Source organism: Actinosynnema sp. NPDC050436 (genome assembly GCF_040655415.1).
In the GTDB taxonomy this organism is placed as follows: domain Bacteria; phylum Actinomycetota; class Actinomycetes; order Mycobacteriales; family Pseudonocardiaceae; genus Actinosynnema.
This window is the reverse complement of record NZ_JBFAJV010000002.1, coordinates 233,665-254,414: the sequence shown is the minus strand read 5'-3', so window position 1 is coordinate 254,414 and position 20,750 is coordinate 233,665. Positions and strand designations below refer to the sequence as shown.

The window sequence follows — 20,750 nt, the reverse complement described above, 5'->3', positions numbered from 1 at the left end:
AGGTCCCAGCGCTGCGCAGCGCCGGTGCTGGTGGAGTCCAGGTGGTGCAGTTGCGATCCCCGCTGGGACGCAGGTCCCAGCGCTGCGCGTGCACGTGCCCGATCACGTGGTCATGCAGATGTTGCGATCCCCGCTGGGACGCAGGTCCCAGCGCTGCCCTGGATGACCAGGGAGAACGTGATTGTGAGATTTGGCCAGCCAGTCGATTTCCTAGGTTTGAGACGACACGCCGATGTTTGCTTGGGAACCTCTTGGCGTGTCGGGTCACGCTTGTGGTTCCGAAGCGGGTGGCTGTGGTGTCGGGTTCGTGTTCAGATGATCCATGCGCCGGTGTGGGCGATGTCGACTGCGGCTCCGAGGTGTCGGGCGGTGTGGAAGGTGCCCCGGTCCAGGTGGTAGATGCGTACGGAGTCGAGTCCTGAGTCGATGGTCGACTGGAGGCGGGCTTCGAGTTGGAGTCGTTGGGCGGGGGTGCAGGTGATTCCGAAGACGGATTTCTGGACGCGGTGTCCGACGCCTTCGCAGATCTTGGCCACTTGTCGCAGTCGTCGTTCGCCTTCGGGTGTGGTGGTGTCGACGTCGTAGGTGACGAGCAGTTCCATCAGGCCATGGTCCACGGGGTGTAGGTGTCGGTGGTCCCTCGCAGGTGGCGTGCTAGGAGTCGGGCCTGGACGAGTGGGACGAGTGCGGCGGGGACGTCGCGGCCGAGGGCGGTGTGGGGCCAGGGGCGTTCGCGGGCGGTGCTCCAGTGTTCGAGGAATGTCCTGCGGCCGTCGTCGGCGAGCTGGACGGCTCCGCCGGGCAGGGCCTCGGTGTGTCGGTCGAGGATCTGTCTGCGGTTGAGGAGGGTGAGGACGAGGCGGTCGCCGAGCAGGGGCCTCATCTCCTCCATGCGGTCCAGCGCGAGGGAGGGTTCGCCGGCGCGGACGCCGTGGAGGTAGCCGATGTAGAGATCGAGGCTGACTTGTTCGAGGGCTCCTTGAACGGGGCGTCGAGATATCGGGAGGACAGCCGAGCGAAGTGGGCAGCGACGAAGCCTGTTGTCGTCGGCCGACGTTGGCAGCGACGCGCCGTCACGCAGGGAACGGATGTGTGAGAGTGTCGAGGACCTAGTCGTACCGGGTGCCATCGACAGGGATCTCGAGTCTGCGCCGGTCCCGCCCGGAGAAGCCAAGTCGTGCGGGACCGGTGCGGCGATCATTTCGAACAGGTGCCAGCGGCGCTCGAGAGATCCGTGTGAACGGGACTTCAGGTGATCTCCCAGCATCGCCATCTAACCGGTGTCGCTTGTGCCACAGGGTGCACAGCTCGCTGTCCGGCTCGAATGCAGCCGTTTCAGTCGATGATCTTCGCCAGGGTGACGCCTGCCGGCAATGCGTCTTCGGCGACGGCGACGGTGTAGTCGCCGAAGTTCCGCGGCGGAACGTCGGGATTGACGAGGCGTGGGGTGATGCGTTCGGTGAGGCGGTGGGCGGGGGCGGCGCCGAAAGCGTCAGGGTGGCTGAACACGTAGAGGCCGCGTGCGGTGAGTCGGCCGCGAGTTGCGGAGCGGTCGTGGTCGAACATCATTTCGAGGGTGCGGTAGAGCAGCTCCAGGTCTTTCGCGTCGACTCCGGTCTTGCGGGCGTGGTTCGCGGAGAAGTAGAGCTCGGCGCGGTAGAGGCCGTAGGGGACGGTCCATTTTCCGCCCATCTCGGTGGTCTCGCCCTTGTCGATGTCGGCTTGACGGGTCTGGGTGACGCGGGTGATGGCGTGGTCCATCGGGAGGATGGGATCGATGCTGCGGGCCATCGTGACTTGGAGGGGGCCGCGGATCTGGCCGAGGGCGTTGGTCTTGCCGACGGACAGCACGGCGCCGAAGAGGCGGATGTCGACGTAGCGGTCGCAGAGCCAGGCTCGGGCGTGGTCGGCCTCGTCCCTGGTGATTTTGGTGCCGAGTTTGAGGCCGGTTGCTTCGTAGGAGGCTTCCAGGCGCGGGTTGAGGGCGTGTCCGGCCTGGACGAAGATGCCGTAGCGGGGGTCGTCCTCGGCTGCGAGGGCGAGGGTGTCGCGGATCTTACGCTTGAGTGCGACGTCGGTGACCAGGCCGTGGCCGGATTCGTCGTCCATCCGGGGGCGGTTGCCGGCGTCGGGGTCGCCATTGGGATTTCCGTCGGTGACGTCGAACAAGTAGACGAGGTCGTGGCGCACGGTGGGGTCGAGGTGTGCGGCGGTGGTGGTCGTCATAGGTGGTTCCCTCGGGTTTTCCGGTGGGTGCGTGGAGGTCAGCCGGTCGGGACGTCGTCGGTCTCGGTGGTGTTGGCGGTGACGGCGCGGTGGCCGCGTTGGTGGTGGTAGCCGAGCAGGAATTGCGCCTGCTGGCGCAGAGTCATCGCGGCGGGGAGTCCTTTTCCTTCGGGAATGAGTGCGAAGACTTCGTCGAGTTGCTTGTCGAAGTAGTTGGCGAGGCCGGGCTTGCCTCGGCGCAGCTTCTTCTGCCATGCCTTGGCGTTGCGGCTGCCGGCGACGAGGGCGGCGCGGGGGTTGGTGATGGCGCCGCTGAAGAATCGGTCGCCGTAGGTGGCGTTGACGCGCTCTGCGGATCCCGAAGCGGCGTTCTGGATCTGTTCGAGCAGGGCGAAGGCACGGCCCGCCTGATAGGCGGTGTCGGTGTTGCCCGGGTCGAGGTCGGGCATGATGGTCTCCTTGGTGGTCTTGCCGTGAACCATTGCCAGGCGCAGCAGAGCAGCGCGGGTGTCGTCGAGGTGGCCATCGGTCCGGACGCGATGGACGAGGTGCGCCAGGACCGCGGGCGGGATGGCGGTGTTGCGCAGGGCCGCGCGGAGCAGTTGTTGGTAGATGTTGTGGGGTCGGGCCTCGCCGGGTGCGCCGAAGTCGGCGTAGCGACTGCGGTCGCCGTGCCATCGTCCGGTGGCCAGCGCGAGTCTCCACAGTGGATGGTGGCGCTTCGCGGTGGGCCAGGTGCCCGCGCTCTCGTGGTTGTCGAACCATGCTGCGATGTTGCGCCGGATGTCGATCAGCGGCATTTCGATCCAGTCGCGGACCATGATGCGGGCGATGTTGCCCGCCACGCTCAACGAGCAGAACACCGCCATGTCGGGCGGGTCGTCGTCGCGCGCGCCTGTGTGGACGGTGGAGAGGAAGGCGATGACGTCGTCTGGGTCGGCTTGGTCGAGCAGCGCGATCGGGTCGTCCTCGATGTCGCCGGTGATCCACCACGACGTGCGACTGTTCTGGCCGCGCGGGGCGATGCTGTGGGGTGAGGAGAGCACCGCTACCAGCCCGGTGGACACAGCATCGCCGCAGCGGAAGCAGATCGGTGTGTGCTCCAGGCCGGTGGTGAGACCGTAGCCGAAGACCCGTTCGTTGACGCTGACCAGCGCGGTGTCATTGGTTGCCCCGGGGACGAGGCGTCCGGGAACCTTGCCCGGCACGGTGTCGACCAGCTCCTGGTACTGGCCGCAGACGAGACAGAGGCCATGGCGACTACCGCCTTTGCCGCCCTTTCGAGAGGCGACCTCGGCGGACCAGAACGCGACCACGGAATCGCTGCGGCACGCAAGATCGCCGTTGACGGCAATGACGACGCCGTGTTTGGAGGTCAGGTCGTCGGGGCGGGTCAGATCGGCTGCCGCACCGGAGCGGTAGAACCTGGTCACGGCGCGGGCGATCCGGTCGTCATGGCCGGCGTTGCTCGCGGCCCATCTCTCGATCAGGTCGATGAAGGCGGTGTGGCATTGGGTCACCCGCGCCGGCTTCGTCGTGTCGTCCCCCCACCCCAATACGTACTGGGCGTCGTCGGCGGCAAGGTTGGCGGCGACGCCGACGGTGCGGACGACTGCCGGGACTGTGAGTACCTGCCCCCGGTTTGGACGCTGTTCGTCCACGAGCGGTGCGAGTTCGGTGCTGAGTGGGCGACCGTCCAGGTCGAGATCCAGGCGCCAGCGGAATTCTCGTTCACGGTGGAACGGCCGGGCGTGGGCGAGGTGTGTGTCCGAGTACTCGACCAGGCGTTGGAGCAACATCAGACACCTCCTGCGGTCGCGGGGCTCCGCACGGTGGTGTTCGGCAGGCGCCCTGAAATGCCCTCCAAGGGCACGGTGAGCACGCCGCCCCGCAGTCGAGCGTCGAACCAGGTGAAGGAGATCGGGTCGCTGCCGTGGTCGACGCTGTGCAGCATCAGTCCGAAGTCCTCGTCGTGCGCGATCGGGATCTCGTCGTCGGGCTCCCCGAAGTACGCGGTGAACTCCCGGGTCCCCAGATAGGGCTGGCTGAAGCAGCGGCCTTTGGCGACTCGCCGGCGGAACTGGTCTCGGTAGGCTGCCACAGGTTTGCTGGCCCGATCCGCCAGGTCGATCTGTGCGTGGATCCGGTAGGCCACGTCGCGCAGGCAGACGGCGATGCGCTGCACCCGATGCGCCGCGGTGTCCAATCGCCGGCGACCGGAGGCCGCGTCGGCAAGCGACGCCAGGTCGGTGGTCTCGTTGCGGCGCTGGGTGAACTGGAGGATCGGCCGAAGCACCTCGATGCGCACTACACGCCATCGCATCTCCGGCTTCCAGAAGATGGACTCGAGGACACCTACCGCAGCAGACGGAGTCATCACCGGGTAGCTGACCCGCTCGACTTTGAGTTCCGGACGCGTGAAGAGCGCGCCCGGACCCCAGACCTGTACCACCAGCGGCACCGGCTCCGAGCCCTGCGTCGATCCGGTCATCATTCTCCTCGTCACTGGAGATCAAAGGTTGGGGTGATCGCCGGGGTGGCCTGTCGACGCAAGCGACAGGCCACCCCGCGTGCGAACGATCGCGATCAGTTGGTGCTTGCCCTACGGGCCCTCGCGCGTCCGGTGGTTCGGACTTCCAGTCGGCGCGTGACCACACGCGCCCGCCGGGTCCGGGCCACCCGGATCTCCCAATGACGGCCAGCAAACAAGATCGACATCTTCTTCTCCTCGATTGCACGGTGGCCGACCGGCATGACGCAGCCGTACTGCGGGTGCTCAAGGTGACAGTTCGGTTGAGCGCGTAAGCCAGTCTGGAACAACACGCGACGGTACACGGGTGACACCCGCCGGGATGATCAAGCTGTTGGCGTGGCGGCCGGAGCCCGCTGGGGCTCCGGCCGGGTCGCTGTCAGCGCACCAGACGGCATCCGCGCTCAACCGTTGAGAAACCTCGTCAGGCGACACCAAGCCACACTGACGCTGAAACTGCAGCATAGGCCGGGTCCGCAGCACGCCGGCGAGCGCATGTCGACGCGCGGTCCGGCCGCGTGCGGCCCTCATTCCGTGGCTGTCTCGTCGAGTCCGAGTCGGTCGTCGTAGGCGCCCAGCCACTCGCAGAGGTCCCCGACCACTGGCCGCAACTTCACCCGAATGGCGTCCGTCTCGGCGATGTGCCGAGGCAGCGTCACAATCCAGCGTTGCAGTCTGCGCAGGGCGGCGGACCGGGCTCGTGGAACGGCCCGTGCCTGTCGCAGCAGTCTGGTGATCACCTCGTGGTCGGGTCCCGAGGTGATGACGACGGGCGTGCCGTCCTGGTCGATCATCCTGAACGCGCGTCGTGGATTCCGGCTGAGAGAGTCTCCGGGGGAGACCAGCGGTCCGTCGGCGACGGACGGGAAATCCCACTTATGCCTGTGGTGCTGTACGAGCTGCCCATGCGGAAGCTTCTGGCTGTCTGTCACGGGGGGCGCATCCAGCTCCAGAGCCTTGTACAGGTGGCGGTAATAGCGAGCCAGGGCTCCGAGGTCGTCGGGTTCGGCCTTGTCCGGTCCCGACCCGAAGTAATAGCCGCCGACGGTGATCGCAAGGCCGTAGTCGCTGGGTCGTCCGCCGTCGGCGAGGTCGACGATGACGACTTCCCCCTCGGCGTCACCACCTTCGCGGTTGGCCCGACCTGCGGCCTGCAGCAGCGAGTCGACCGGAGCCAGCGCCCGGTACACAACAGGGAAGTCGACGTCTACCCCGGCCTCGACGAGCTGTGTGGACACGGCGAGAATCGGACGGTCGTGTTCCAGGGCGTCCCCGATCATCGCCAGGGCGCGGCGGCGGTGATCGGGATGCATGCGGGTCGACAGGTGCACCACGTCAGCCTCGGTGTGGCCGGTCAGCATCTTGAACAAACGGCGTGCGTCGTCGATGGTGTTGAGCACGACAAGCGCTTGGCGGTGCTGTCGGACGTGGCCGGCGAGGTCCGCCAATGTTGGGCGACTCCACCAACGGAACTTGACTCGCCGAGCCTGGGCCGCCATTCGCACGGGATCGGGCACGATCTCCGGCACGTCGAGGCCGTGCCACGGAGACAGGCTCTCGAACACCGGCTGGGTGGCCGAGGTCAGCAGCACGGTCGTGCCAAAGTGCTCCGACAGCGCCCGCAAGGCGTCCAGGATCGGCAGCAACAACGCCTTGGGCAAAGCCTGGACCTCGTCGAGGACCAGCACCGCGTTGGCCAGACGGTGCAGCTTGCGCATTCGCGAGGGAGTCCGTGCGAACAGCGAGTCGAGCAACTGCACGGTCGTGGTCACCACGAACGGCGAATCCCAGTTCTCCGATGCCAACCGCTGCCACCGCCCCGCTGCGCTGCTCGCGGAGCCCAGGCCGTCGAAGTCCACATTCGAGTGGTGCTCCAGCACGACAGGGCCGTCATCGCCGTCATCCGGCTCACCGGGCCGAGGATCGAGCAACGCGCGGAAGACGTCGGCGTTCTGCTCGGTGATCGAGGTGTACGGCACCGCCACGATCACCCTCGACATGCCGTGCTCGGCAGCGTGGTGCACGGCAAAGCCCGCCCCGGCTATGGTCTTGCCCGTCCCCGTCGGTGCCGACATCCGATACACGCCGGGCTTCCGCATCGCCGCGACCAGCGCGGAGGCGTACAACTCCTCCCTCAACCGGCCCATCGACGACACCCGCCCGAGCTTCTCCGTCCTCGCGCGGCGTTCCTCCAGGTGGGCGGCACGGCGTCGTTCGAAACGGTCTCGAAGTTGCGCCATCGTGGGACCGCCGCCCAGCTTCGGCTCGGCCCTACGCTCGAAGTGCACGGCGGTGTCCAGGAAGTCGGCGTCTACCAACGCCGAGTACGTCAACCGCACCCCCAACTCCCGCACACTCGGCCGCCTACGCCACGCCTCCGGCAACACCAGAGGAGTGTCGAGAACACGCCGCGCCTGCGGCACCTCCATCAGGAATCGAGCGACCGCCTCCGCGTCACCGGCCTCGCCGGGTCGGCGCAGCATCTGCTTCAACTCCGCCGGAACTCGCAGACCACCGTGGTGACCCCACACCATCAGCGCAGCGGCCCAGCACGCCTCCCGGTCACCAGGGGCCGCAGCGAGTAGGCGTGCACCTAGATCCTTATGCGGAACGTCGACCGATTCGTCGGTTCCTTCGACCCGCAACAACCCTTGCTGCCAGGCACAACGAGCCTTGCCCGCGTCGTGAAACAACCCCACCGCGTAAGCAAGGTCCCCCGCCCCGAAAACTGAGGCGAAGTCCCGCGCCAAGTCCGCCGCACACGATGAATGATCACCCAACCGGTGGCGGACATCTCGCTTGTTCGCGCTATGCGCCCACATTCGTCCCTCTCATGTCACCAGCCTCCGAGCGGACCCCGAGAACGTCAGACCGGCACCGGCGAGCTGAAACCCCTACTGCGGCCATGAACTTCCGCGCCCCAACAGGCCAGTAGCAACTTTTCCCGGACAACCGCCCCCCTCGAAACCGAAGTGCCGGGCCGCAGCGAATCCAGCGCCCGGTCGACAAAGAACCAGCGCACCGAGACCCTTGTCGTCGCCACCCACCCTCTTCCCGGTCACGGCGACCCGGATCAATCTCGACCGCCGACCACAGACGGATTTCCCGGCATCGTGGACCGACCCCGACCCCGACCCCGACCCCGAGGCGAGCGCACCCGCACCGAAACAATCCGCGAATCTGCGGGCCAACCCGGCCGTGGAACGTACATGATCCGCCAACGAATGCCACGCACCCAGCACCCGACCGGGAGTGTGCGCCAACAACACCGATCTACATCCTTCACGTCGTCTCCCCCGACGAACGACGTGACCCTAGACGCGACCACCGACAACCAGCGCCATCCAACCAACGACCCCACCAAGGACCACCCAATCGGAGCAGTCCGCGCCACCATTGCCGCAGCCACTCAACCCAACGCCCCGAACCGGTCGTATACAGCCCAAGACCACCAACCGAATCCGACTGCAATCCGCCTACCCAGAAAGCACCCCCCACTACGGAACGCGCGCCACGGATCAGACAAGTCCCAGGCAGTCGACACCGCTCCCGAGCCGACCCTCATACGACTCATGCCGCTGCCGTTCAACGTTGCGATCCTCGCCAGTTCCGGAGAGTTGGCGCTGCGTGGGGGTGACCGGCCAGTAGGGCGTGGGCTGGTCATTGCGATCCTCGCCAGTCCCGGAGGGCTGGCGCTGCCCTGCCTCACCAGCCTAAACCTTGCGTCATGCCAGCACTGGGTGTGCACCATCCCGTTCCTCGGGACGACACGCCGGGCTGCGGTAGGGAACCTGTCGGCGGGTGTCGCGTCACGCTTGTGGTTCCGAAGCGGAGGCACGCCGTCGGCATGGACAAGGTCAGCCCTGCCCTCGGGCCGTCTCGCAGACTGTGCCCCAAAGGTGGCCGGGTGGTGGAGTGCGGTCGGTGTGCAGCAGTGGTAGCGGTCGGGCCCATATGGAAGGCCGGTGACGATGTCGGGATCGGAGACGGGTGTCGGAGGTTCTTCGGTGACGGCGGCGTAGGCGACGTGTTCGGTGGGGGCAGGTCGATGTGGAGCGGTGGCGGGGCCGGATTCGGGTGGGTCGTTGTCGGCGGCGACTCTGGGTCGGCGGTGTCCGGGTGTCGACGATGTTCATGCGGGAGGGGTTTCGGAGGTGCGTGGCGCAACGTGACGGTGTGCTGGAACGATGGACCTCGACATGACAGCGGAGGGAAGGCAGCACTGATGACCGACGTCGTCGTGGGCATCGTCGAGGACGGGCTGACCGCTCTGGAAGTGGACGACGCGGTCCACGACCTGATCGAGGAGCTGCGCGAGGTGGAGGTCGACGGGGTGCGTGCTCCCGGGGAGTCGGCTCCGGCGCACACCCGTGGCGCTGAACTGGCCGAGACGGCCATGATCGTTTTGCAGGGCATCGTGGATTCGGGCGTGGCCCGGATGGCGGCTGAACGCGTGCAACGGTGGTTTGCCCGCAGTGTGGTCAACCACGTGGAGATCGCCGTCGGCAAGGACCGCATGACGCTGACCAACGCCACCGCCGAGCAGCAGGAGCGGCTGGTGGACCACTTCGTCAAGGCGACGGAGGCGCGGCGCTGAGCCTCGGTGGCAAGAAGGCGTTGATCGTCGCCAACCAGGTCTACGACGACGAGAAGTTTCCGGACTTGCCCGGTGCTGCCGCCGATGCCCGGGAGCTCGGCAGTGTGCTGGGGTCCCGTGTCGTCGGCGAGTTCGAGGTCCGGGTGGTCGCCGAGCAGGACGCGCGGTCGGTGCGCCGCGAGATCGAGTCGTTCTTCGCCGCCGCCGGGCGTGACGATTTGTTGTTGGTGCACTTCTCCTGTCACGGCAAGCGCGAGGAGCGCAGTCGTGAACTGCACTTCGCCGCCCGTGACACCGAGCACGACTATGTGGCCGCGACCGGTGTGTCAGCCCATTTCGTCAATCAGCGGATCGAGCAGTCGCGGTCGCGGCGCGTCGTGCTCATGCTGGACTGCTGCTACAGCGGGAGCTACGTCAAGGGGTTGAGGTCGCGGGGGGTGTCGTCGCGGCGCGTCGAGGTCGATCAGCATTTCGACGGTCAGGGCAAAGCGGTGATCACCGCGTGTTCGTCGTTGCAGTTCGCGCACGAGTCGACGTTGTCGAGTATCGAACCCGGCCAGCCGTCGGTGTTCACCTCGACGGTCGTCGAAGGGTTGCGGACCGGGATGGCCGATCTGGATTCCGACGGTTTCGTCAGCGTGGAGGACCTGTACCGGTACGTGCGGCGGGAGGTTCCGCTCAAGGCGGCCGGGCAGACACCGGAGTTGTCCGTCGACCGCGTCAGCGGTTCGCTGTATCTCGGGCGCAACATCCAGTCCCTTCATCTCGGCAGCCACGTCACGCCCCTGATTCCTGTGCAGCTGCACAGGGCCGTCGTCACCGGGAGCCCGTGGGAGCGCTTCGGCGCCACCCTGGCCCTGGAGCGGCTGCTGCGCGAGGCGTCGCCCAGGACTCGCGGGGCCGCGCGGGAAGCGCTGCTCCCGCTCACCCGCGACGTCGATCCCGAGGTGGCGGAGCGGGCGCAGGCGGTGTGGGAGCGCGAGGTCGGCAGCCGCGTCCCGCTCTCGACCACGGGACTGTGGGCCGACCGGGCGTCGCACGCGCAGGGGCAGGCGGAGGGATCGCGCGCGGTGGGCATCGACTTCGGGACCACCAACTCGACCATCGCCGTGTTGGAGGCGGGCAAGCCGGTGGTGGTGGCCAACACGCACGGGTCGACGTTGACGCCCAGCGTCGTCGGCTTCCCCGCCGGTGGTGGCGTGCAGGTGGGCGAGGTTGCCAGGCAGCTGGCGTCCCGGCAGGCCGAGCGCACCGTGTCCGCGGTCAAGCGCCGGTTGGGCACCGACTGGACGGTGCCGGTCGACGGCGTGAGGCACCCGGCGGAGGTCGTGGCGGCCCATGTGCTGGACCGGCTGCGCATCGACGCCGAGGCGCACGTCGACGCGCCGGTGGGTGCCGCGGTGGTCACCGTGCCCGCCTACTACGGCGTGGTCGAGCGGGAGGCGCTGGCGCAGGCGGCCCGGATGGCCGGCATCCGGGCACTTCGCCTGATCAACGAACCCACTGCCGCGGCACTCGCCTACGGGTCGGGCAGACAGCACGAGGGAACCATCCTGGTGTTCGACCTCGGTGGCGGCACCCTGGACGTGTCGGTGCTGGAAATGGGCGACGGCGTGGTCCAGGTCAGGGCCACCTCCGGCGACAGCCGTCTCGGCGGCGAGGACTGGCGGCAGCGCGTCGTCGACTGGCTCGTCGAGCGCTACCGGCAGGAGCACGGCATGGACCCGCCCGACGACCACAACGCCCACCAGCGCATCCGCGACGAAGCCGAGCGCGCCAAGGTCGAACTGTCCGACGCCGCCGAGACCACGGTGACCCTGCACTACCTCGGGTCGTCGGGCAGCACACCACTGCACCTGCAGGCGCTGCTCACCCGGGCCGAGTTCGACCGCCTGACGGCCGACCTGCTGGACCGCTGCCGGGCGGTGGTCGAGCAGACCTTGCGCGACTGCGAACGCACCGCCGCCGACATCGACGAGGTGGTCCTGGTCGGGGGTTCCACCCGGATGCCCGCGGTCGGCGATCTCGTCCGCGAGATGACCGGAATCGAACCGTCCACAGGGGTCGACCCGGACCAGGCGATCGCCGTCGGCGCCGCCCTCCAGGCGGGCGTGCTGACCGGCGAGGTCAAGGACGTCCTGCTGCTCGACGTCACCCCGCTGTCCCTCGGCATCGAGACCAAGGGCGGCGTGATGACCAGACTCGTCGAGCGCAACACCACGATCCCGGCCAAACGCTCGGAGATCTTCACCACCGCCGACGACCACCAGCCCTCCGTGCAGATCCAGGTGTTCCAGGGCGAACACGAGTCCACCCGGGACAACACCAGGCTCGGCATGTTCGAACTGACCGGCCTGCCGCCCGCCCCGCGCGGCGTCCCGCAGATCGAGGTCACCGTCGACATCGACGCGAACGGCATCGTGCACGTATCCGCCAAAGACCTCGCCACGGACGCAGCGATCGGCATCACCGTCTCCCGCGACACCTTCCAGGCCGACCACCCGGACGACGACACCGGCCAGGTCGCCCCGGTCACCGAGCCCGAACCCGAACCGGACAACACCCCTCTCCCGCCCGTCGACCCACCCGACCACCCACACGACGACACCCGCAACCCGACGCTCGCACGCGCCGTAACAGCAGTGGCGCAAGCACGTGCGCAGTTCGCCGCGAGCGCACGGCACCGGCGCCTGCTCGTGCTCTCGCTGCACGACCTCGGCAACGCCCTGCGCCGGCAGGGACGACTCACCGAAGCGCTGGCCGCACACGAGGAAGCACTGGAAATCTCCCGGACGTGGCACGGCAAGGGAATCAAGGACGTCCACGTGGTCGACTCCCTCGTCAACCTCGCACGCGACCTGCGACCGGCCGGACGATTGCAGGAAGCCCGAACACGGGGCCACGAAGCCCTGACGCTCGCCCGGACATTCCCGCCTCTACGGTTCGGCCACCACGACCGACTGCTCACCACGCTGCACGAACTCGGCCTCACACTCCGCGAGATCGGCGACCACCACGAGGCACTCGAACTCGCCGAGGAAGCGCTGACCATCGCACGCCGCCCCGGACAGCCCGACTCCAGTCGCCGACGCAGCCATCTCGCCCGAGCGGTCCGCGACCTCCAAGCACTCCGCAGCCCGACATCGCCGTGATGTTCGGACCGGACTCATCCCAGCGTGCAGTCAGTCGAATGTTGACGTCCGACTGCTCTACCCGGATGGCCTGGTCGGCCGACTACCGATCGACCGCCACGGTTCGGTGATCACGTCCGCACCGGTGGACGATTCCGCGATCCCGTCGGCACTGCGATTCGAGAACCTCGCAGGCGGGCAGTCAGCCGTTTGGCGGCGGCTTTGTCGGCGCGTACCCCGAGCGCTCCCGCGGCAACCAATTGTCATGACGCACCGTAGGTCGAGTTCGTGAAACCACACTCGACCGACGCATTGACCGACCGGTCATGCAGCGGTGAGTAACCGCACCCACCGGGATACACCTAATGTGCGGTTTATCACACAACCGGCAATTCCGTTGCCCGCAGGTCCGCGACACCACTTGGATCGGGCATGACGGAGAGATTTCGGGGGTTTCTCACCGCCGCACGCCCCTCGACGTCCTCCAATTCGCTGATTCAGACGAGAGGACCGTCGATGCGTCGATTACTGAGCAGGGTATTAATCCCGGGATTAGTGATGACCGGCGTCGGCGTGACAAGTGAGGCCGCGGCCCTCACCGACGCCGGCAGCGTGACGAACCTGACTTCCCTGCCGATGAACGCCCAGGTGGAGCCGCTGTCCATCGGCACACCGGTGAGACCGGACATCCACGGGCGGTCGACACCGAGCACGAGGCCCGAGCGGCGTAACCACACTCCGGCAGAGTTGGCGGAGATCGCCCGCCCCGGCAAGACCACGGTATCCGCACATCATGTCCGCACACAATCAGGCTCTTCCGTCGACACACTGGCGGAATTCTCCCCGATCGACGACCCGGTGCAGCCGGCGGAGTGCAAGAACTTCTACGAGAACGCGCCCAGCCCTCCGCCCGACCAGTGGTTCAAGAACCGGTTCAACGCCTGCCACGGCTCGATCATCCAGGTCCGACAGATCGACAGACGCACCGGACTGGCGATCGCCGGAATCCAATTCAAGTCCGTTTTCCTGGTCAGCATGGCGAAGAACGCGCGCTCCGCACAACTGACCCTGGACATGTCCGAATGGTACGACGTGGCCGGGAACTTCCCCGGCAGCCAACGGGTGACCTTCAGCGTGGGCTGCTGGGACCCCAACCCCGCCGGGCCCGAATGCAACCCGGACACCGTGTCGTTCAGCGACACCGTCGACGACTGGCGGGCCGACAGCAACCGCACCGTCACGGTCGACTTCGCCGGCACGAGCGCACCGCTGCCCAACGACCCCGTCCCCACCGAGAAGCGCAGCTTCTACCAGCTCAGCCCGTACTACTACCTCGAGACGGGCATCCCCCGAAGGAACGACTTCGTCCCCTACCCCGACTTCCACCTGCGGTGCGACATCGCCCGCACGGCCGTCAACCCCCAATACGTCCGCGGCAGCGACTGCGTCTTCCACGAGGCGTCCGGGATCTTCCAACTCTCGCTGTCCGATACCACCACCACCGAATCCGTCCAGTTCCTCAAGGACGCCTTCGACAACATCACCAGCACCAAGCCCGGAACGCCCGGCACGTTCGTCCCCGGCAAGTACGGCACGGCACACCCCCTGTCCCGGCTCTACTACGACGGCCCCGCACGCGAGGCCAACCGCGCCAAGTCGATCGCCACCTGCGTCGCCGCATACGGGCAGAACTACACGGTCCGACCCGACGGCAGGACCAACGACTGCGACGAGTTCCCCTTCGCCACCACCCACCAAGGCTCCTACACCGCCACCGGAAACCGCAGCTACGCAGTCCGACCGCTGCTCTCGGCCCACAACGCCAAGGTCGGCAGCCTGCTGAGCAACTTCGTCGCCGCCGACCACATCCTCGAAGAGGACACCTACCATGTACTGATCAACTGACCGGACGGGACACCGGCGCCGACAGACCGGTCGGCACACCGGAGCGGCTCCAGTGACAGAAGGGGTGGGCGATGGACGACACGACACACGAAATCGACAACAGGCAGGTACACCTGCCCATCGAATTCTCGATGTTCGTGCTGATCGACCTCCTCGCCCACCCCGAAGCACAACTACGTCTGCTCGACGACGTCGGACACGACGACTGGCTCGCCCACTGCGGAGTGGGCGGCGCCCTCTTCCACGCCGACGGCTCCAACCTCGAAGCACACATCACCCTCGAACTCCACCCCGCACCACCCCACAACCCACCCACCGGCACCGCCCACACCGCCACCGGCACATTCCGCAGCGACTCGGGCCAAGTACTGCTCGCCGCCACCACCGGCAGCCCCGACGACACCACCATCCACCTCCCCCACCCCGGCCACTACCACCTCCACACCTCCCGCCACCCCGACACCACCACCACACGCACCGGTGACGAAAGCCGCTGCGAACAATGGACCATCCGGATCTGGCCCGCCACAACCGACGTCTGACCGCACCGTCAAGGAACCCACGCGGGTCACCTCGCCGTCGTGGCGGTAGTGTCAACGATCTCTGCCGACGAGATCGATGCAGCCGGCCGCAGCCGAAACCAGCAACAGCGCAATGCGACGCCCGGAAGCCGCCCTCCACCACCGGCAGACCGGTGTTGTTCCCGGCCGTGCCGCCGCTACCGCCAATCAGCAATCGCCTTCCTCGCCAGCACCGCAAGGCCGGTCCTACTGGTACCACCCGCCGAACGCGCCGGTGTAGCCGTAATTTCGGTCCTCGCCGAACCGGAGGGCCAGCGCTGCCAGCGCGCGGCACTGTTCATCATGGGTTGCAGCAGGTTGTAACCCTCGCCAGCCCCGGAGGGCTGGCGCTGCGCCAGCCTGGCCCGTGACGGTGGTGGTGCGCTCGTCGTTGCGATCCTCGCCAGCCCCGGAGGGCTGACGCTTCGGATCGTCGCGCCGGTCAGCAGCTCCTGCATCTGGTTGCGATCCTCGCCAGCCCCGGAGGGCTGGCGCTGCCGTTCGGCGTGCTCATGGTGCTCCTCGTGACGTGCGGGTTGCGATCCTCGCCAGCCCCAGAGGGCTGACGCTGCCGTGCTGGCCGTGTGCATCCCGGTCGTGATCTACGTGTTGCGATCCTCGCCAGCCCCGGAGGGCTGACGCTGCTGCTGGACGGCACGGTCGTGCGCTGGTTCCCGACCGAGTTGCGATCCTCGCCGGCCCCGGAGGGCTGACGCTGCCCTGCACCACCAGCCTAAACACAACGACATAGCCGGTACTGGGCGTGCACTATCTCGAATTTCGGAGCGACACGCCGAGCGGCGCTTCGGAACCTCTCGGCGTGTCGCACCACGCTTATGGTTCCGAAGCAGAAGGCACACTGTCGACATGGACCAGGTTCGTCCTGCCCTCGGACTGCCTCGAGAATTGTGCCCCAGGTCCGACCAGGAAGTGGCGTCGTCGGTGCGCAGCAGCGGCATCCGCCAGCTCCGACGGGTGGCCATTCCCGGGCTCCGCAGCAAGCGGTCGACGGGTGGCCGGACGCGGACCGGCTTACGCGAAGGGCCCTGGGTGGAGCGCATCCCTGGTGCCTCCGCTGCTCGAAGGCCCGCCCACGACGTCCGGGCGCACGGTGACGAGGGTGGTCGGGTCAGGTGGCTGCCCGATCGGTCACATCCGGCTGACCAGGTCGGCGAGGTCGGTGTTGGCACCGCAGAGCACGACGACGACGCGCTCACCTTCCCGAGGTTAGTAGGCGCCGGTGAGCAGCGCGGCCAGAGCGGTGGCGGCGCCGTGTTCCACGGCGATGCGGCGCTGGGTCCCACAGGGTTTGTCGGGCAGCGGCGATGGAGGCGTCGTCGACCAGGATCGAGTCCGCCCGGACGCGCAGTGCGGCCTGCAGGGCCGTGTCGGACACCCGGCGGGCACCCAGGGAGTCGGCGGGGATCGAGCGGACGCCAGCGTCGACCGGGCGTCCCGCCTCCACCGCGGCGTTGAGCGCGCGGCAGTGCTCGATGTGGCCGTGCAAGCTCTACCGGCAGGCGTGGAACGGGAAATGGAACCGGTGCCCGGACGTCACCACCGCCGACGGCCAGTGCGTCCATGTCGCACCCACGCCCAAACCGCATCCGTGCCACGCCCCGACGCCCCGGATCCTGAGCACAATGGGCGAACCCCGGCCTGCACCGCACCGGCCGACTGCTCTACATCACAGGACCGTTGGCAGAGTAGTCGCCACAACGTTACGTTTCGGACGGTGGGTCGAGGCGCGGCACGGTGGAGATCGGCCGCGGCGGTACCAGTACCTCACCGGTCCTGATTGCCATCGCCGCCGCGCCGCCGGCCGTGAGGGTCGACGTGGACCCGGTCGGAGAAGTCGGCGACCCCGGCTGCGGTCAGGGCCTTCTGGCCCCGCCTGTCATCGGACCGGGATCCGGTCCGATGTCACCTTGTTGCGATGCGCCTCGCCGTGGCGTCGTGCGGGGCGGAGATAGTTTCGGAGGGTGTCGCTGGTCAGGTCCGCCGGTTTCCGCCGGGGTGCGGGATGGTCGGATGGGCGTGCAGGTAGGCGCGTCGCAGCGCTGCGCGGGCGCGGTAGGCCAGTGCGGAGACGGCGTTGGGTGTCATGTGCAGGCCGGGTGCGATGTCGGCGGGTGGTCGGCCTTCGACTTCGGTCCACCACAGCACTGCCCGCCATCGGGGTGGAAGGGAGGCGAAGACGGCGGCCAGTTGCGCGCGTTCGGCGGCGGCCAGCGCCGCGGTCTCCGGTCCTGCGTCGTGGTGGCGCCGGTCGGCCTGGTCGGTGACGTCGGTGACCTCGGCGACGAGGGTGTCATGGCGGGAACGACGGGTCTGGTCGTAGGCAAGATGACGGATCGTGGTGAGGAGGTAGGAACGGAAGTAGGTCAGCGGGCCCCGTTCCTGCAGAGTGGACAGTACGCGGCCGAAGGCGTCGGAGACGAGGTCGTCGGCGTCGAAGTTCGACCGTGTGAGGCGGCGGGCCTGGGCGTGGGCCGCAGTCCGGTGGCGTCGGTAGAGCACCTCGAACGCGTAAGGATGCCCGGCCCGTGTCGCCTGCGTCAGTGAGTAGTCCGAGTCCTCGTCCTGGCCGGTATGGCAGATCATGGCGGGCCTTCCGGAGCCGGTGCGGCGGGCGCTTGTCCCGCCTGTGGGGTTGCTCAGGCGGCGGGCAGGGCGAGTCGTCGGAGGCGGTCGCCGGTGAACTGCGAGCCTTGCCGGCGGGCGTCGGCGAGGGCGTCGGTCCACCGTTGTTCGAGTGCGCGCAGGACGCGTGCTTCGACTTCGGGGGCGACGTGGGAGTAGACGTCTTCGATCTTGTCGGGGAGTTTGTGGCCCAGGCGTCGGGCGCGGGCGACGTCGGGGATGCCGTCGGCGATGAGCCAGGTGTTGTGGCTGTGGCGCAGTCCGTGGAACTTGAGTCGTGGTTTGGCGGGGTGGACCCGGATGGCGGGGTCGGTGCGGTGGAGGTTGCCGTCGGCGGCGGGGCGCATGGCGCGTCGGGAGAAGTTGCTGCGGCGCAGCAGCTGGTGTTCGGCGGTGACGAAGATGTGCGGGTGGTCGTGCGTGGTGAGGTGGTGTCGCCACAGGTCGATCAGGAACGGCGGCAGGGTGACGGTGCGGGCGGAGGACTGGGTTTTGGGCGGGCCGAGTTGGAGCGTGCCGCCGATTTCGTGCAGGGCCCCGATGTCGGGGTCGATGACGAAGCAGCCGTCGTCGAGGTGGATGTTGCCGCGTTGCAGCCCGGTGAGTTCGCCCCAGCGCGCGCCGGTCCAGGCGGCGCTGATGATCAGGACTCCGGCCCAGTCGCCGACGAGCATGGCGGCTTGCAGGGCGACGCGCAGGGCCTGTTCCGGGGTGGCCCAGACGATGTCGGGGGCGCGGTGGCGGGATCGTCGTCCCCGGCGTCGGGGTCGGACGGGGTTGGCGGCGATGATGTTCTCGTCGACGGCGTCGGAGAGCATCATCGTGAACAACCGCATGATGGTCCTGACGGTGCTGCTGGCGAGGCCGTCGGCGTGCAGTTGTGCGGCCCATGTGTGGGCGGCGAGGTTGCCGATGTCGTCGAAGGCGACGGTGCTCCAGCGGGGGACGATGTGGTTGTGGGCCAGGCTGCGGTACTGGGCCAGGGTGGTGGGTGCGACGTCGATGGCGTCGAACCAGGGTTGGACCCAGCTGCCGAACAGCCGCCGGGCGGGGGCGGGGTCGGTGTGGGTGGTGTGGTGGGTTTGTTTGGTGAGGCGTCGGGCCTCGTTTCTGGCGGCGTCCTCGGTGGTGAAGCCGGACAGGGTGCCGAGGGTGCCGTCGTCGCGTGGGTAGCGGACCCTCCAGCGGTTGTTGCCGGATTTCTCGTAGTAGGCCACGGCGTTGCTCCCCTGTCAGGGCCGGTGGTGCGGGATGACGGGTCGATGGACGCATTGTTCGGTCGAGGCGATCAAGCGTGTGGTGGCGGATCGCCGGATCGGGTTACGTGTCCGGTGTCGAGGGTGGCGGTCGGAGGGCGGCGGCGGCGATGTCGAGGAGGTCCTGGTGTGCGAAGCGCAGGTGTTTGCCGAGCAGGCGGCAGGGGATCGCGCGCGCCGCTGCGCGGCGGCGCAGCCAGGAGGGCCTGACCTGGAGCAGCCGGGCGGCTTGGTCCGGTGTGTAGAGCAGTGGGTGCGTGTCGTCGTCCGCGGACACGAGGCGCGAGTGGGCGTTCTCCTGGTCGTCGCGGGGTTCCTTGTCGGGAACCGTCTCGGGCTCGGCTGCGGGAGTGGTGGTGGCCTCCGGTTCGGGTCGACCGGGTTCGCGGGTCGGGCGGTGTGGTCGACCGGCGACGCGTCGTGGCGGGCTCATGGGCGTCCCTCGTGCGTGGTGGGTGTGTGGTCGGTGGTGGTGTCGGTGGCGTGATGCCGTGGCGGATGCGATCGGCTCGGGCGCGACGGGCTGGTGGCGGACCTGCGGGACGGGGCTGTGGCGCGGGGTCGGCGGTTCGGGGGTCGCGGTGTGGCCGGGCGGGTGGGTCGGCCGGCGGAGGCGGTGCAGCCGGGTGGCGTGTCCAGTCGGACTCGCAGTCGGCTGTACCAGTCCATCGCGTAGGTGAGGCAGTTGGATTCGCTTCGGTGGCCGGGTGTGCAGCCCGGGAGGTGTCGTCCGTGCAGGCTCCAGGATGCGGAGTCGCTGGAGGCGAGCGCGTCGGCGTAGCGGGCGAGGCCGAGTATCTTGGCGCCGAAGGCGTGCAGCTTGTAGCCGCGGGCGGCCAACGAGCGCACGATGCGTTCGACCTCGACGGTGTGTTGGCGGCGGCACACACTTCCCACGCCCACCAGCGGAAGCGTGCTCAAGTCGACGCCGCGTTGTTCGTACATGTCCGCGCATCGGTGGTAGTCGGTGATCGACTGTCCTTGAAGGACGGGGATGAACGGCAGCTCCGGGTCCAGGTCGCGCAGTCGGAGGTAGTCCACGACGGTGAGGTGTTGGTGGGTGCGCAGGCTCAGGCCGGTGCGGGCCAGGACGTGGTCTTCGGTCATGCGGTCTCGGGGTGCGGCCCAGTCGAGGTTGCCGATCTCGGTGGCGTAGCGGCGCACCGCGGTGACGTAGGTGGCGGCGTCGGTGCGCCACCGTCCGTACAGGGACAGTTCGGTGAAGCCGCCGGAGTCCAGCGCCCACCGGTGGGTGGCGCGCGGCAGGCTCCGGCGACCGGCGAGGCGTCGGTGGCTGACCAGCATCGGCACGCCGAGGTCGCGGGCCAGCCAGGAGGGTTGGTGGGTACCCAGGTAGAACCTCATGGCCGCGCCTCCCGTCGGGCCACTCGGGTGCCGTGCAGGACGGCCAGGGTGAGGACGGTGGCGAGCGTCTTGCCCAGGATCTGGCCGGGCAGGGCGGCGAAGCCGCCGAAGGCCAGGGGTACGAACAGCACGCTGTCGACCATGAGCCCGACCGCGTTGGACACGGCGAGGGCACCAAACCGTGTGTGGCGGCGAAGCCGCGCGTACACCAGGGTGTCGAGGACCTCGGAGGCGGTGAACGCCACGAGGCAGGCCACGGCGAGCTGTGGCGTGGTCAGCACTGCGGACAGGCCCGCTGCGGTCACGATGCCCATGGCCACCCCGCGGGTGCCGAGTGTCTCGTGCAGCAGGTCCCGGACGGTCAGGCCCATCCCGGCGAACAGCGTGCCCGCCGGCACGGACATCCCGGCGACGAGCATGGCGGGCCAGGCCGTCGAGGCGAGGTTGGCGGCGAGGACCGACAGCAAATATCCGGTCATCGCCGCCGCGGTGCGTATCGAGGGTTGCCTCCCCAAGGAGGGGATGCCCGGCGGTCGC

General features: G+C 68.2%; 15 protein-coding genes and 2 pseudogenes. 6 read left to right on the top strand and 11 right to left on the bottom strand.

Annotated elements, in window-relative coordinates; genetic code table 11:
• Positions 1 to 311 precede the first annotated feature (311 nt).
• The 6 genes from cas2 to cas3 form a co-directional block, all read right to left on the bottom strand.
• Positions 312 to 602: a CRISPR-associated endonuclease Cas2 gene (gene cas2 / locus AB0I60_RS05375; protein ID WP_360725981.1), complete on the bottom strand. Its 291-nt coding sequence runs from the start codon at positions 600 to 602 to the stop codon at positions 312 to 314.
• Positions 602 to 1,273 carry a CRISPR-associated endonuclease Cas1 gene (cas1, locus tag AB0I60_RS05370; protein WP_360725980.1) on the bottom strand — a complete coding sequence of 224 codons (672 nt, stop codon included), beginning with the start codon at positions 1,271 to 1,273 and terminating at the stop codon, positions 602 to 604. The genes cas2 and cas1 overlap by 1 nt, the downstream gene beginning before the upstream one ends.
• Before the next feature lie 62 nt (positions 1,274 to 1,335).
• Complete coding sequence (cas7c, locus tag AB0I60_RS05365; protein WP_360725979.1) at positions 1,336 to 2,226, bottom strand: type I-C CRISPR-associated protein Cas7/Csd2; 891 nt, start codon at positions 2,224 to 2,226, stop codon at positions 1,336 to 1,338.
• Positions 2,227 to 2,264: 38 nt separating this feature from the next.
• Positions 2,265 to 4,025: a type I-C CRISPR-associated protein Cas8c/Csd1 gene (gene cas8c / locus AB0I60_RS05360; protein WP_360725978.1), complete on the bottom strand. Its 1,761-nt coding sequence runs from the start codon at positions 4,023 to 4,025 to the stop codon at positions 2,265 to 2,267.
• The gene (gene cas5c, locus AB0I60_RS05355; protein ID WP_360725977.1) at positions 4,025 to 4,717 is read right to left on the bottom strand and encodes a type I-C CRISPR-associated protein Cas5c; all 693 of its coding nucleotides are present in this window, start codon (positions 4,715 to 4,717) and stop codon (positions 4,025 to 4,027) included. Before cas5c ends, cas8c begins: the two co-directional genes overlap by 1 nt.
• 566 nt (positions 4,718 to 5,283) lie before the next feature.
• The gene (gene cas3 / locus AB0I60_RS05350; RefSeq protein ID WP_360725976.1) at positions 5,284 to 7,578 is read right to left on the bottom strand and encodes a CRISPR-associated helicase Cas3'; all 2,295 of its coding nucleotides are present in this window, start codon (positions 7,576 to 7,578) and stop codon (positions 5,284 to 5,286) included.
• Positions 7,579 to 8,981: 1,403 nt separating this feature from the next.
• On the opposite strand from cas3, the gene AB0I60_RS05345 reads away from it, so the two are divergent.
• The 6 genes and pseudogenes from AB0I60_RS05345 to AB0I60_RS05320 all read left to right on the top strand — a co-directional run bounded on the left by AB0I60_RS05345 (position 8,982) and on the right by AB0I60_RS05320 (position 14,931).
• A complete protein-coding gene (locus AB0I60_RS05345) occupies positions 8,982 to 9,353 on the top strand; it encodes a hypothetical protein (protein ID WP_360725975.1) in 372 nt (123 codons plus the stop codon).
• A 20-nt stretch (positions 9,354 to 9,373) separates the two neighbouring features.
• Positions 9,374 to 10,060 (top strand): annotated as a pseudogene (locus AB0I60_RS05340) (caspase family protein); the annotation flags it as partial.
• 309 nt (positions 10,061 to 10,369) lie between these two features.
• Positions 10,370 to 11,830, top strand: a pseudogene (locus tag AB0I60_RS05335) (Hsp70 family protein); the annotation flags it as partial.
• Positions 11,831 to 11,995: 165 nt separating this feature from the next.
• Complete coding sequence (locus tag AB0I60_RS05330) at positions 11,996 to 12,505, top strand: tetratricopeptide repeat protein (RefSeq protein ID WP_360726818.1); 510 nt, start codon at positions 11,996 to 11,998, stop codon at positions 12,503 to 12,505.
• Positions 12,506 to 13,042: 537 nt separating this feature from the next.
• The gene (locus tag AB0I60_RS05325; RefSeq protein WP_360725974.1) at positions 13,043 to 14,389 is read left to right on the top strand and encodes a hypothetical protein; all 1,347 of its coding nucleotides are present in this window, start codon (positions 13,043 to 13,045) and stop codon (positions 14,387 to 14,389) included.
• 71 nt (positions 14,390 to 14,460) lie between these two features.
• Positions 14,461 to 14,931 carry a hypothetical protein gene (locus tag AB0I60_RS05320; protein ID WP_360725973.1) on the top strand — a complete coding sequence of 157 codons (471 nt, stop codon included), beginning with the start codon at positions 14,461 to 14,463 and terminating at the stop codon, positions 14,929 to 14,931.
• 2,010 nt (positions 14,932 to 16,941) lie between these two features.
• Here AB0I60_RS05320 and AB0I60_RS05315 read toward each other — a convergent pair.
• From AB0I60_RS05315 to AB0I60_RS05295, 5 genes are all read right to left on the bottom strand, one after another.
• Positions 16,942 to 17,553, bottom strand: a complete 612-nt coding sequence (locus AB0I60_RS05315; protein WP_360725972.1) for a sigma-70 family RNA polymerase sigma factor — start codon at positions 17,551 to 17,553, stop codon at positions 16,942 to 16,944.
• A 53-nt stretch (positions 17,554 to 17,606) separates the two neighbouring features.
• Positions 17,607 to 18,809 (bottom strand): site-specific integrase, encoded by a 1,203-nt coding sequence (locus AB0I60_RS05310; RefSeq protein ID WP_360725971.1) that lies wholly within the window; start codon positions 18,807 to 18,809, stop codon positions 17,607 to 17,609.
• A gap of 103 nt (positions 18,810 to 18,912) precedes the next feature.
• Entirely contained in the window at positions 18,913 to 19,281 is a 369-nt protein-coding gene (locus AB0I60_RS05305; protein ID WP_360725970.1) for a helix-turn-helix domain-containing protein, read from the bottom strand.
• The gene (locus AB0I60_RS05300; protein WP_360725969.1) at positions 19,278 to 20,213 is read right to left on the bottom strand and encodes a hypothetical protein; all 936 of its coding nucleotides are present in this window, start codon (positions 20,211 to 20,213) and stop codon (positions 19,278 to 19,280) included. The genes AB0I60_RS05305 and AB0I60_RS05300 overlap by 4 nt, the downstream gene beginning before the upstream one ends.
• Positions 20,210 to 20,692: a VUT family protein gene (locus AB0I60_RS05295; RefSeq protein ID WP_360725968.1), complete on the bottom strand. Its 483-nt coding sequence runs from the start codon at positions 20,690 to 20,692 to the stop codon at positions 20,210 to 20,212. The genes AB0I60_RS05300 and AB0I60_RS05295 overlap by 4 nt, the downstream gene beginning before the upstream one ends.
• Positions 20,693 to 20,750 lie beyond the last annotated feature (58 nt).